This window comes from Escherichia sp. F1 (genome assembly GCF_046764225.1).
Lineage (GTDB): Bacteria > Pseudomonadota > Gammaproteobacteria > Enterobacterales > Enterobacteriaceae > Escherichia > Escherichia coli.
In genome coordinates this window covers 2,632,315-2,645,140 of sequence record NZ_CP177202.1, presented here as the reverse complement: position 1 = coordinate 2,645,140, position 12,826 = coordinate 2,632,315, and the positions used below count along the sequence as shown (strand labels likewise).

Annotated in this window: 12 protein-coding genes; 7 read left to right on the top strand and 5 right to left on the bottom strand. The window is 50.0% G+C overall.

What is annotated here, in order from left to right:
• The first annotated feature begins 5 nt into the window (after nucleotides 1–5).
• Nucleotides 6–1,088, top strand: coding sequence for an ABC transporter ATP-binding protein (locus tag ACK8NJ_RS12790; RefSeq protein WP_000057972.1), 1,083 nt, complete (start codon nucleotides 6–8; stop codon nucleotides 1,086–1,088).
• A gap of 44 nt (nucleotides 1,089–1,132) precedes the next feature.
• On the top strand, nucleotides 1,133–2,038 hold the full coding sequence (gene ompG / locus ACK8NJ_RS12785) for a monomeric porin OmpG (protein WP_411961678.1): 906 nt from the start codon (nucleotides 1,133–1,135) through the stop codon (nucleotides 2,036–2,038).
• Between the two features lie 50 nt (nucleotides 2,039–2,088).
• On the opposite strand, the gene ACK8NJ_RS12780 is transcribed toward ompG, so the two are convergent.
• Complete coding sequence (locus ACK8NJ_RS12780; protein WP_001559042.1) at nucleotides 2,089–3,087, bottom strand: LacI family DNA-binding transcriptional regulator; 999 nt, start codon at nucleotides 3,085–3,087, stop codon at nucleotides 2,089–2,091.
• A 154-nt stretch (nucleotides 3,088–3,241) separates the two neighbouring features.
• Between ACK8NJ_RS12780 and ACK8NJ_RS12775 the strand changes: the two genes are divergently transcribed.
• The 3 genes from ACK8NJ_RS12775 (at nucleotide 3,242) to tyrR (ending at nucleotide 7,386) form a co-directional block, all read left to right on the top strand.
• Nucleotides 3,242–4,639, top strand: a complete 1,398-nt coding sequence (locus ACK8NJ_RS12775; protein WP_000825763.1) for a YcjX family protein — start codon at nucleotides 3,242–3,244, stop codon at nucleotides 4,637–4,639.
• Complete coding sequence (locus ACK8NJ_RS12770) at nucleotides 4,636–5,697, top strand: YcjF family protein (RefSeq protein ID WP_000138723.1); 1,062 nt, start codon at nucleotides 4,636–4,638, stop codon at nucleotides 5,695–5,697. The genes ACK8NJ_RS12775 and ACK8NJ_RS12770 overlap by 4 nt, the downstream gene beginning before the upstream one ends.
• Nucleotides 5,698–5,844: 147 nt before the next feature.
• Entirely contained in the window at nucleotides 5,845–7,386 is a 1,542-nt protein-coding gene (gene tyrR / locus ACK8NJ_RS12765) for a transcriptional regulator TyrR (protein WP_001306544.1), read from the top strand.
• 43 nt (nucleotides 7,387–7,429) lie between these two features.
• Here tyrR and tpx read toward each other — a convergent pair whose 3' ends face one another.
• Complete coding sequence (gene tpx / locus ACK8NJ_RS12760; protein ID WP_000084387.1) at nucleotides 7,430–7,936, bottom strand: thiol peroxidase; 507 nt, start codon at nucleotides 7,934–7,936, stop codon at nucleotides 7,430–7,432.
• Nucleotides 7,937–8,054: 118 nt separating this feature from the next.
• On the opposite strand from tpx, the gene ycjG reads away from it, so the two are divergent.
• A complete protein-coding gene (gene ycjG, locus ACK8NJ_RS12755) occupies nucleotides 8,055–9,020 on the top strand; it encodes an L-Ala-D/L-Glu epimerase (protein WP_411961677.1) in 966 nt (321 codons plus the stop codon).
• Here ycjG and mpaA read toward each other — a convergent pair.
• From mpaA to ACK8NJ_RS12740, 3 genes are all read right to left on the bottom strand, one after another.
• Nucleotides 8,995–9,723 carry a murein tripeptide amidase MpaA gene (gene mpaA, locus ACK8NJ_RS12750; RefSeq protein ID WP_000219122.1) on the bottom strand — a complete coding sequence of 243 codons (729 nt, stop codon included), beginning with the start codon at nucleotides 9,721–9,723 and terminating at the stop codon, nucleotides 8,995–8,997. The genes ycjG and mpaA overlap by 26 nt on opposite strands.
• Before the next feature lie 290 nt (nucleotides 9,724–10,013).
• On the bottom strand, nucleotides 10,014–10,652 hold the full coding sequence (locus ACK8NJ_RS12745) for an SDR family oxidoreductase (protein ID WP_000800186.1): 639 nt from the start codon (nucleotides 10,650–10,652) through the stop codon (nucleotides 10,014–10,016).
• A 70-nt stretch (nucleotides 10,653–10,722) separates the two neighbouring features.
• Entirely contained in the window at nucleotides 10,723–11,643 is a 921-nt protein-coding gene (locus ACK8NJ_RS12740) for an alpha/beta hydrolase (protein WP_000981716.1), read from the bottom strand.
• A gap of 137 nt (nucleotides 11,644–11,780) precedes the next feature.
• On the opposite strand from ACK8NJ_RS12740, the gene pgrR reads away from it, so the two are divergent.
• Nucleotides 11,781–12,680, top strand: a complete 900-nt coding sequence (gene pgrR, locus ACK8NJ_RS12735) for a DNA-binding transcriptional regulator PgrR (RefSeq protein ID WP_000817700.1) — start codon at nucleotides 11,781–11,783, stop codon at nucleotides 12,678–12,680.
• Nucleotides 12,681–12,826: the final 146 nt, after the last annotated feature.

Below are 12,826 nucleotides of genomic sequence, written 5' to 3'. Positions count from 1 at the left end.
TCAACATGGCTCAGCTTTCGTTACAACATATTCAAAAAATCTACGATAACCAGGTGCATGTGGTGAAGGACTTCAACCTGGAAATTGCCGATAAAGAGTTCATTGTCTTTGTCGGCCCGTCGGGCTGCGGTAAATCGACCACCCTGCGCATGATTGCCGGGCTTGAGGAGATCAGCGGCGGCGATCTGTTGATCGACGGCAAACGAATGAATGACGTTCCAGCCAAAGCGCGCAATATTGCGATGGTGTTCCAGAACTACGCGCTGTATCCGCATATGACGGTCTACGACAACATGGCGTTTGGCCTGAAGATGCAAAAAATCGCCAAAGAGGTGATTGATGAGCGGGTGAACTGGGCGGCGCAAATTCTCGGCCTGCGTGAGTACCTGAAACGCAAGCCGGGGGCGCTTTCTGGCGGGCAACGCCAGCGTGTGGCGCTCGGGCGGGCGATTGTGCGCGAAGCGGGCGTGTTTTTAATGGATGAACCGCTCTCTAACCTTGATGCCAAGCTGCGCGTACAAATGCGCGCAGAGATCAGCAAGCTGCATCAGAAACTGAACACCACCATGATCTACGTTACCCACGATCAGACCGAAGCGATGACCATGGCGACGCGGATTGTGATTATGAAGGATGGGATTGTTCAGCAAGTAGGTGCGCCGAAAACGGTTTATAACCAACCGGCGAATATGTTTGTTGCCGGATTTATTGGATCACCGGCGATGAATTTTATTCGCGGCACGATCGATGGCGATAAATTCGTTACTGAAACGCTTAAATTAACCATTCCCGAAGAGAAATTAGCGGTTCTGAAAACACAGGAAAGTTTGCATAAGCCCATCGTGATGGGAATACGCCCGGAAGATATTCATCCGGACGCGCAAGAGGAAAATAACATTTCCGCCAAAATTAGCGTGGCAGAATTAACCGGTGCTGAATTTATGCTCTACACCACGGTTGGGGGGCACGAACTGGTGGTCCGTGCTGGTGCGTTAAATGATTATCATGCAGGAGAAAATATCACTATTCATTTTGATATGACTAAATGTCATTTCTTTGATGCAGAAACGGAAATAGCAATTCGCTAAATACAGGGGGAAGGCATTCCCTCAGGATAATACAAGGAACAATAATGAAAAAGTTATTACCCTGTACCGCACTGGTGATGTGTGCGGGAATGGCCTGCGCACAGGCCGAGGAAAAGAACGACTGGCACTTTAATATCGGCGCGATGTACGAAATAGAAAACGTCGAGGGTTATGGCGAAGATATGGATGGGCTTGCGGAGCCTTCTGTCTATTTTAATGCCGCCAACGGGCCGTGGAGAATTTCTCTGGCCTATTATCAGGAAGGGCCGGTAGATTATAGCGCGGGTAAACGTGGAACGTGGTTTGATCGCCCGGAGCTGGAGGTGCATTATCAGTTCCTCGAAAGCGATGATTTCAGTTTCGGACTGACCGGCGGTTTCCGTAATTATGGTTATCACTACGTTGATGAACCGGGTAAAGACACGGCGAATATGCAGCGCTGGAAAATCGTGCCAGACTGGGATGTGAAACTGACTGACGATTTACGTTTCAACGGTTGGTTATCGATGTATAAATTTGCCAACGATCTGAACACGACCGGTTACGCTGATACCCGAGTCGAAACGGAAACAGGTCTGCAATATACCTTCAACGAAACGGTTGCTTTGCGAGTGAACTATTATCTCGAGCGCGGCTTCAATATGGACGACAGCCGCAATAACGGTGAGTTTTCCACGCAAGAAATTCGTGCCTATTTGCCGCTGACGCTCGGCAACCACTCGGTGACGCCGTATACGCGCATTGGGCTGGATCGCTGGAGTAACTGGGACTGGCAGGATGATATTGAACGTGAAGGCCATGATTTTAACCGTGTGGGGTTATTTTACGGTTATGATTTCCAGAATGGTCTTTCCGTTTCGCTGGAATACGCGTTTGAGTGGCAGGATCACGACGAAGGCGACAGCGATAAATTCCATTATGCAGGTGTCGGCGTAAATTACTCGTTCTGATAATGGGTTAAATTGCCGGATGCGGTGCGAGCGCCAAATCCGGCATGCATTTATTTCAACGACATATGCGTGGCAACGGTAATATTTTGTGGTGACGGTTTTCCGGCAATTAAGCGGAATAATAACTCGCAGCTTTGTTGCCCTAACTCCTGCGTCGGAACATCGATGCCGCCCGGTGCAGGCGTTAAAATAAATGACAGTGTTTCATTGCTATAACCCACCACCGCTAACTGCTGCGGAATAGCAATATTTTTCTCTGCTGCCGCACGATAAATGCTCATTAATTTCAGGCTGTCAGTGGCAAATACGGCTTCTGGCAACGGCGACTGGCTTAATAATTGCCGTGCGGCTTGCAAGGCTGTTTCATGGGTATAACCGCCGTCAACAATCCATTCATCACGCACTGCAATATTATGCGCAGCCAGACTTTGCTTATAGCCATTAACGCGGTCAACCGAAACATGGACATCAAGCGGAGCATGCAGGCAGGCAATATTTTGATGCCCACTTTCAATTAACGCATCGGTCAACGCAATGCTGTCGCCAAAATTATCGGTATCGACAGAATAAACATGGGCATATTGACCTTCAACTTTGCCAATTACCACCACCGGAATATCATATTTATCGAGTTGGGCAAAAAATGACTCATCCGCTGGCGAACTTAGCATAATAATGCCTTTAATCATTTTCTGCTTAATTTTGCTTTCGCATTTTTGTAAGTCTTCTGCCAGGTTGTGCGACGTCTGCAATATCACGTCGAAACCTTCTTCTTCAGCTTTGGCGGTGATGGCATGTAAAACTTCCGAGAAAAACGGATTACCCGCCGTAGTTTTGGTCGAACGGGTAGAAATCACCATAATGGCATCAAAACCCGAAGAGGTCAGCGCGCGTGCCAGCTTGTTTGGTTGATACTGTAATTCTTCAATGGCCCGTAACACTTTTTCGCGCGCTTCCGGGGAGATATTGGTTTGCTTATTCAGCACGCGTGATACGGTGGATTTTGATACGCCTGCAACCCTGGCAATATCATAAATAGTAGGGGACATAGGTCAGGAACTCCGTCCGAACGTGAATGTTGCACATCTTATGGAGTTCGCCCGTCGATGACAACACGGGCAGTTGATAATCAATGGCCTGGCCCCCACATTCATATCCTTACGAATGATTTTTTTCTGGTCTTCAGAGCAGCACAGGACAGCAATGAAGCGACTTAAAAATGAACTTAATGCGCTGGTGAATCGGGGTGTCGACAGACATCTGCGCCTCGCCGTAACTGGACTTAGCCGCAGCGGCAAAACAGCGTTTATCACCGCGATGGTTAATCAGTTGCTCAATATTCATGCCGGAGCACGTTTGCCGCTTTTAAGTGCGGTGCGTGAAGAGCGCCTGCTGGGCGTAAAACGCATTCCCCAGCGTGACTTTGGCATTCCGCGCTTCACCTATGATGAAGGGTTGGCGCAGTTATATGGCGATCCTCCCGCCTGGCCGACGCCTACGCGCGGCGTCAGTGAAATTCGCCTGGCGTTACGTTTTAAATCGAACGATTCGCTGCTACGCCACTTTAAGGACACCTCCACGCTGTATCTGGAAATTGTGGATTACCCCGGCGAATGGTTGCTCGACCTGCCGATGCTGGCGCAGGACTATTTAAGCTGGTCGCGCCAGATGACGGGCTTACTCAATGGTCAGCGCGGCGAATGGTCGGCGAAATGGCGAATGATGTGCGAAGGGCTGGACCCGCTAGCGCCTGCCGACGAAAACCGGCTGGCAGACATTGCCGCCGCGTGGACCGATTATCTCCATCACTGCAAACAGCAGGGGTTGCACTTTATTCAGCCTGGGCGCTTTGTCTTGCCGGGAGATATGGCAGGTGCGCCCGCGCTGCAATTCTTCCCGTGGCCGGATGTCGATGCCTGGGGCGAGTCCAAACTGGCGCAGGCCGATAAGCACACCAATGCCGGAATGCTGCGCGAGCGGTTTAATTATTACTGCGAGAAAGTGGTGAAGGGGTTCTATAAGAATCATTTTCTGCGCTTTGACCGCCAGATTGTGCTGGTGGATTGCCTGCAGCCTCTCAACAGTGGGCCACAGGCATTTAATGATATGCGTCTGGCGCTGACGCAGCTGATGCAAAGTTTCCACTACGGGCAGCGAACCCTGTTCCGGCGTTTGTTTTCGCCGGTTATCGATAAGCTATTGTTTGCTGCCACTAAAGCAGACCATGTGACCATCGATCAGCACGCCAATATGGTTTCATTACTGCAACAACTAATTCAGGATGCCTGGCAAAATGCGGCGTTCGAAGGGATCAGCATGGATTGCCTGGGGCTGGCGTCAGTTCAGGCGACCACCAGCGGCATTATTGATGTTAACGGTGAGAAAATCCCGGCGCTGCGCGGTAATCGACTCAGCGATGGCGCACCGCTCACGGTTTATCCTGGCGAAGTTCCCGCGCGTTTACCTGGTCAGGCGTTCTGGGATAAGCAAGGCTTCCAGTTTGAGGCGTTTCGTCCGCAGGTGATGGATGTCGACAAACCGCTGCCGCATATTCGTCTTGATGCTGCGCTGGAATTTTTAATAGGAGATAAATTGCGATGACCGAACCGTTAAAACCACGTATTGATTTCGACGGTCCACTGGAGGTCGATCAGAATCCAAAATTCAGGGCGCAGCAGACCTTTGACGAAAATCAGGCGCAAAATTTTGCCCCGGCCACGCTCGACGAAGCGCAGGAAGAAGAGGGGCAAGTTGAAGCGGTGATCGACGCAGCGTTACGTCCGAAACGCAGCCTGTGGCGCAAAATGGTGATGGGCGGGTTGGCTCTGTTTGGCGCAAGCGTTGTCGGGCAGGGCGTGCAGTGGACAATGAACGCCTGGCAAACTCAGGACTGGGTGGCGCTGGGTGGATGTGCCGCTGGGGCATTGATTATCGGCGCTGGCGTAGGTTCTGTGGTAACAGAGTGGCGGCGCTTATGGCGCTTGCGACAGCGCGCCCATGAACGCGACGAAGCGCGCGATTTGTTGCACAGTCACGGCACGGGTAAAGGCCGCGCATTTTGCGAAAAACTGGCGCAGCAGGCGGGCATCGACCAGTCGCATCCGGCACTGCAACGCTGGTATGCCTCAATCCATGAAACGCAAAACGATCGTGAAGTGGTCAGCCTGTATGCTCATCTGGTCCAGCCGGTTTTAGATGCCCAGGCGCGGCGCGAAATCAGCCGTTCGGCGGCGGAATCAACGTTGATGATTGCGGTCAGCCCGCTGGCGCTGGTGGATATGGCATTTATCGCCTGGCGCAATCTGCGTTTGATCAATCGCATCGCCACGCTGTATGGCATTGAACTGGGATATTACAGCCGTTTGCGCCTGTTTAAGCTGGTATTGCTGAATATCGCTTTCGCCGGAGCCAGCGAACTGGTGCGCGAAGTGGGGATGGACTGGATGTCGCAAGATCTCGCTGCGCGTTTGTCTACCCGGGCAGCTCAGGGGATTGGTGCAGGACTTCTGACGGCACGACTGGGGATTAAAGCTATGGAGCTTTGCCGCCCTCTGCCGTGGATTGACGATGACAAACCTCGCCTCGGGGATTTCCGTCGTCAGCTTATCGGTCAGGTGAAAGAGACGCTGCAAAAAGGCAAAACGCCCAGCGAAAAATAATGCAATATCGGGTGCTGACCGGATATCTTTACGCCGAAGTGCCCGTTTTTCCGTCTTTGTGTCAATGATTGTTGACAGAAACCTTCCTGCTATCCAAATAGTGTCATATCATCATATTAATTGTTCTTTTTTCAGGTGAAGGTTCCCATGCGTCTGGAAGTCTTTTGTGAAGACCGACTCGGTCTGACCCGCGAATTACTCGATCTACTCGTGCTAAGAGGCATTGATTTACGCGGTATTGAGATTGATCCCATTGGGCGAATCTACCTCAATTTTGCTGAACTGGAGTTCGAGAGTTTCAGCAGTCTGATGGCCGAAATACGCCGTATTGCAGGTGTTACCGATGTGCGTACTGTCCCGTGGATGCCTTCCGAACGTGAGCATCTGGCGTTGAGCGCGTTACTGGAGGCGTTGCCTGAACCTGTGCTCTCTGTCGATATGAAAAGCAAAGTGGATATGGCGAACCCGGCGAGCTGTCAGCTTTTTGGGCAAAAATTGGATCGTCTGCGCAACCATACCGCCGCGCAATTGATTAACGGCTTTAATTTTTTACGCTGGCTGGAAAGCGAACCGCAGGATTCCCATAACGAGCATGTCGTTATTAATGGACAGAATTTCCTGATGGAGATTACGCCTGTTTATCTTCAGGATGAAAATGATCAACACGTCCTGACCGGTGCGGTGGTGATGTTGCGATCAACGATTCGTATGGGCCGTCAGTTGCAAAATGTCGCCGCCCAGGACGTCAGCGCCTTTAGTCAAATTGTCGCTGTCAGCCCGAAAATGAAGCATGTTGTCGAACAGGCGCAGAAACTGGCGATGCTAAGCGCGCCGCTGCTGATTACGGGTGATACCGGCACCGGAAAAGATCTCTTTGCGTATGCCTGTCATCAGGCAAGCCCACGCGCGGGCAAACCCTATCTGGCGCTGAACTGTGCTTCTATCCCGGAAGATGCGGTCGAGAGTGAACTGTTTGGTCATGCTCCGGAAGGGAAGAAAGGGTTCTTTGAGCAGGCGAACGGTGGTTCGGTACTGCTGGATGAAATAGGTGAGATGTCACCACGGATGCAGGCGAAATTACTGCGTTTCCTTAATGATGGCACTTTCCGTCGGGTTGGCGAAGACCATGAGGTGCATGTCGATGTGCGGGTGATTTGCGCGACGCAGAAGAATCTGGTCGAACTGGTGCAAAAAGGCGTGTTCCGTGAAGATCTCTATTATCGTCTGAACGTGTTGACGCTCAATCTGCCGCCGCTACGTGACTGTCCGCAGGACATCATGCCGTTAACAGAGCTGTTCGTCGCCCGCTTTGCCGACGAGCAGGGCGTGCCGCGTCCGAAACTGGCCGCTGACCTGAATACTGTACTTACGCGTTATGCGTGGCCGGGAAATGTGCGGCAGTTAAAGAACGCTATTTATCGCGCACTGACACAACTGGACGGTTATGAGCTGCGTCCACAGGATATTTTGTTACCGGATTATGACGCCGCAACGGTAGCCGTGGGCGAAGATGCGATGGAAGGTTCGCTGGACGAAATCACCAGCCGTTTTGAACGCTCGGTATTAACCCAGCTTTATCGCAATTATCCCAGCACGCGCAAACTGGCAAAACGCCTGGGCGTTTCGCATACCGCGATTGCCAATAAGTTGCGGGAATACGGTCTGAGTCAGAAGAAGAACGAAGAGTAAGCGCGAATATGCCTGATGGTGCAACACCATCAGGCATATTAACTTATGCTTTCAGTACAGCCAGAGCTGCTTCGTAATCCGGCTCGGTGGTGATTTCATCCACCAGCTGGCTGAAAATCACATTGTCATTTTCATCAATAACCACAACGGCACGCGCTGCCAGACCTTTCAGTGGGCCATCAGCAATTGCCACACCGTAGGCTTGCAGGAATTCAGCGTTACGGAAAGTGGAGAGGGTGATAACGTTGTTCAGACCTTCTGCGCCGCAGAAACGAGACTGGGCGAACGGCAGATCGGCAGAGATACACAGCACAACGGTGTTGTCGATCTCGGTTGCCAGTTGATTAAACTTACGTACTGATGCGGCGCAAACACCGGTATCAATACTCGGGAAAATGTTCAGCACTTTGCGTTTACCCGCAAACTGACCGAGGGTGACGTCAGACAGATCTTTTGCCACGAGAGTAAAAGTCTGCGCTTTGCTACCCGCCTGCGGGATGGAATTGGCGACTGTAACCGGGTTGCCCTGGAAATGAACGGTTTGTGACATGATTATCTTTCCTGTTTACATATAGTTAACGTCACACCTAGTTTATGCTAACTGTCAATAACACAGCAAACGCTATTTGCGCTTAATCCGCAGACCACTGCGACAACAAGGAGTAAAGATGAGAACCGTTAAGGTATTTGAGGAAGCCTGGCCCTTACATACCCCGTTTGTGATTGCTCGGGGAAGTCGCAGTGAAGCGCGCGTGGTGGTGGTTGAACTGGAAGAAGAGGGTATTAAAGGCACCGGTGAATGCACGCCCTATCCGCGTTATGGAGAAAGTGATGCCTCGGTAATGGCGCAAATTATGAGCGTCGTGCCGCAATTAGAGAAAGGGCTGACACGGGAGGAGTTGCAAAAAATTCTCCCTGCCGGCGCAGCACGTAATGCGCTGGATTGTGCATTGTGGGATCTGGCGGCGCGAAAACAGCAGCAATCGCTGGCTGATTTGATCGGCATAACGCTTCCCGAGACAGTTATCACTGCACAGACGGTAGTCATCGGTACGCCTGATCAGATGGCCAATAGTGCATCAACACTCTGGCAGGCAGGCGCGAAATTACTGAAAGTGAAGCTGGATAACCATCTTATCAGTGAGCGGATGGTGGCAATTCGCACCGCTGTGCCCGATGCGACGCTGATCGTTGATGCAAATGAATCCTGGCGTGCAGAAGGGTTGGCGGCGCGTTGCCAGCTATTGGCGGATTTAGGCGTTGTGATGCTTGAACAACCGCTTCCTGCGCAGGACGATGCGGTGTTGGAGAATTTTATTCATCCGTTACCGATTTGCGCAGATGAAAGTTGTCATACTCGTAGCAATCTGAAGGCGCTGAAAGGGCGCTATGAGATGGTTAACATTAAGCTTGATAAAACCGGTGGTCTGACGGAAGCGCTGGCGCTGGCGACTGAAGCGCGTGCACAAGGTTTTCGTCTGATGCTGGGCTGCATGTTGTGTACCTCTCGGGCCATTAGCGCCGCTTTACCGCTGGTGCCGCAGGTCAGTTTCGTCGATCTTGACGGACCGACCTGGCTGGCGGTAGATGTGGAACCGGCGCTTCAGTTCACGACGGGCGAATTGCATCTTTAGGATGCCAGCGCAGCAAGTTTGCCATCGCAAAGAGATATTTTTCGCTGGCTTCGTCGGAGGAGATGGGTGGAAACTCTGCGGTGATGCAATGCAGGTTGAGATCCGCACACCAACTACCGAAAGAGCCAGGTGTTTCATAACCGACGCTGGTTACCAGAGGCAATTCAAACGCCTGGGCCAGCCATTCGCCTAATTCACTGTGTCTGGGATCTTCAATACAGGCCAGCGGATCGTGGAATGAGACCACCCAGGCGGGTTGAATGCGGTGTATAAGCTGGCACAGCGCCTGGGTTTCAGGTTCGGAGCCAGGTTTGTCACCTGTCAGCAATACGACATCACGTTCTTCAGCGGCGCTGTTCCAGCGATAAACGGTTTCACCTTCCTTCCAATTCGCCGCCGGAAAGTTTCTGTTTAAATCCACACCATTAGCATTGGCCCGTAACCCCAACTGGCAGCCGTCAGGATTCACACACAGCACCACATGATGACGGCGCAAAGAAGGTGTCAACGTCCGCAGAGCACAGGAGAGCGTGACGACCGAAGAGTTTTCATCACCGTGAGTGCCAGCCAGAATCAAACCACTTTCGCGGCTGGCTGCAGGGGCAGGAAACCAGATTAACGGCGCGCCCAATAATGAACGTCCGTAATGTTCTGTTCCGGGCGGAAATGCGCCGCGTTCGGCGCGTGGGCGGGTTACGGTCATGATCGTCTCTGGTTCAGGAAGTATTACAGGCAGTGTTGTGCAAATTTTGCGGATTATCAAATCCTTTTCTTCAACGCTATGTCATCGATCTTGTATCACTTTTTTGCCGGAAGTTGTTTGCATTTTCATTGATGTGCAGATATTAGAATTGTCGTAATGTTATATACATGGCGTATTTTATTCTTACTGGTTCTACACATGTTAATCGCATCTGATTGATCAGTTCACCTTAATAAGTTTAATAAATCGTACTGCACATAGTACAGTACGATGGTAGCTATATAATTGATTTACATGAAGAATGGCTTGTCGCCATCAGTCCCGGGTTGATTGATTCCTATATTCTCACCAATGTGTTTCTCAGGTTTATCGATGATATCTGTAATTAATGCTGCGACACTCTTACGTGATACGATCGTACCTTTGAATGGTTCATTGCGTGAGGTAAGCTCATAATCAATAATATCTTCATCAGTCAGCCAGGCAGGGCGAAGAATTGTATATTCCAGTCCAGAAGCCTCAATTGCATCCGCAGCCCTGCGGAATGGTTTTAGGGGCTCACCAATAACTGCATTATTCCATTCGCCAAATTTTCCTGGAACTTCATCATAAATACCGAGGGAAAGAACAAAGATCAGACGTTTAACATCACAGGCTTTCATCGCAGCAATCACTGAATTTGCCTGAATATCTAAATCTTCCCCCGTAAGGTTGGCATACACAACATCCTGTCCCTGCATGGCCTGCTTCAGTGCTGCATGATTCAGTACATCCCCCATAATAATCTGGCTATTAGTTGGATAGGGTTTGTGGATTTTTGCTGGCTGACGGGCAAATAAAGTTTGTTTAATGGTTTGTTTATCTGCCAGTTGATTAATCACATGGCGGGCTATCTGACCGCCAGCACCAAGAATCAGTACATTTTTCATGAAACTTTTCCCAGATTGTTGGCAGCAATATGCCAGGCCATATCACTATTACGGATTTGAATATGTTTCATTACAGAGTTTCCTCAAAGAACGGAGCTAATACTGAAATTGCTTCAGCCACATAGACTTTGCCGTCATAAAGATCCATATGGTTTGCGCCTTCAACAATGTGATAGCGTTTATCCTGGCTTGATGCTCGATCGTACAGGTCGTCACTCATCCATTTGCTCCCTGCCTGGCTGCCCGCCACAATCTGTATCGGCTGAGTCAGGTACACTTCCGCCATATGGTAAGCATCATAGGTAATAATCTGGTTAAGGCTGCGCAAAGTAGCGTAACCCGGTGCTGTTGGATACTGCGCGCGAGGGGTGTGGTAATACTCCCAGGCCTGACGCAGTTCTTCGTTCGGCGCATCGGACTCCTTCATTGGTGCCAGTGGCATAGTGGCGTATTCTCCGCTGCTAATATCGCTGGTTCGGGCGTTTGAACCCGCGTCAACGTATGGTAGGGCATCAATAGATTTCACATTGTTTTCCCAACCATTACGGAACATCGAACCAATATTGACCGCACTAACGGTACCGATGGCCTTGATGCGGCGATCCTGAATTGCAGCATTGGCTGTATATCCTGCACCGGCACAAATTCCCATCGCACCAATTCGGGTATTGTCGACATAAGAAAGCGTTGTCAGGTAATCAATCACGGCACTGACGTCTTCAGTACGAATGTATGGGTTTTCTAACTGACGCGGCTCGCCGCCGCTTTCACCTTGATAAGATGCGTCATAAGCAATAGTGACAAATCCCTTTTCCGCCAGCTTTTCGGCATAGGTTCCGGCCGTTTGCTCTTTAACGCCCCCACCTGGGTGAGATACCACAATTGCCGGATACTGACGGGTTTCATCAAATTTTGGAGGGAAATAGATCACTGCAGACAAAGAGATGGTTGGATTATTGCTGTTAGTGAAGCTGACTTTATTATTCATCATTCCGTTCCTCATGGAGTTGTCGGTTCGTTTTAACGGTTGGTGATATCACTATAGATATTGATCATTAAGTTGATTAGACCCTAAATCATGATTAGACCTATCATTTAAATGATTAATAGATTGTATGGAGATACTGAATGAAGCGTGAAGAAATCGCTGATCTGATGGCGTTTGTCGTCGTTGCAGAGGAGCGTAGCTTCACTCGCGCAGCAGCCCGCCTGAGCATGGCGCAGTCAGCTTTAAGCCAGATAGTGCGCCGTATAGAAGAACGATTAGGATTGCGGCTTCTGACGCGAACCACGCGCAGCGTTGTACCCACTGAAGCGGGCGAGCATCTTTTGTCTGTTCTTGGCCCTATGTTGCATGACATAGATTCTGCCCTGACATCCCTGAGCGATCTGCAGAACCGCCCATCCGGGACAATACGTATTACTACTGTAGAACATGCAGCAAAAACGATATTGTTACCAGCTATGCGCACATTCCTGAAATCGCATCCTGAAATTGATATCCAGCTTACCATTGATTATGGTTTGACCGATGTCGTTTCTGAACGTTTTGATGCAGGCGTCCGTCTGGGTGGGGAGATGGATAAAGATATGATCGCCATTCGAATCGGGCCAGATATACCAATGGCTATTGTTGGCTCACCGGATTATTTTTCTCGTCGAAGTGCTCCAACGTCAGTGTCACAATTAATAGATCATCAGGCAATTAATTTGTATCTTCCCACATCGGGTACAGCAAATCGCTGGAGATTAATACGCGGTGGACGTGAAGTTCGTGTTCGCATGGAAGGTCAGCTTTTACTGAATACGATAGACCTGATCATTGATGCTGCAATTGATGGGCATGGATTGGCGTATCTACCTTATGATCAGGTTGAGCGGGCTATTAAAGAAAAAAAACTGATACGTGTTTTGGATAAATTCACACCAGATTTACCCGGTTATCACCTGTACTATCCACACCGTCGACATGCTGGCTCGGCATTCTCATTATTTATAGATAGGCTGAAGTATAAAGGTGCTGTTTAGCACTACTTGCTGATACATTAATTTAATTCTTCTCTTAACGTATTCTCAGTTCCTTTCAACGTTTTGGTTATTTTTTATTCTTCGTACAATGGCGACAGATGCTGATTATGATACCGAAAACGGGTTTGAACGTGCGAAGCCCGAAC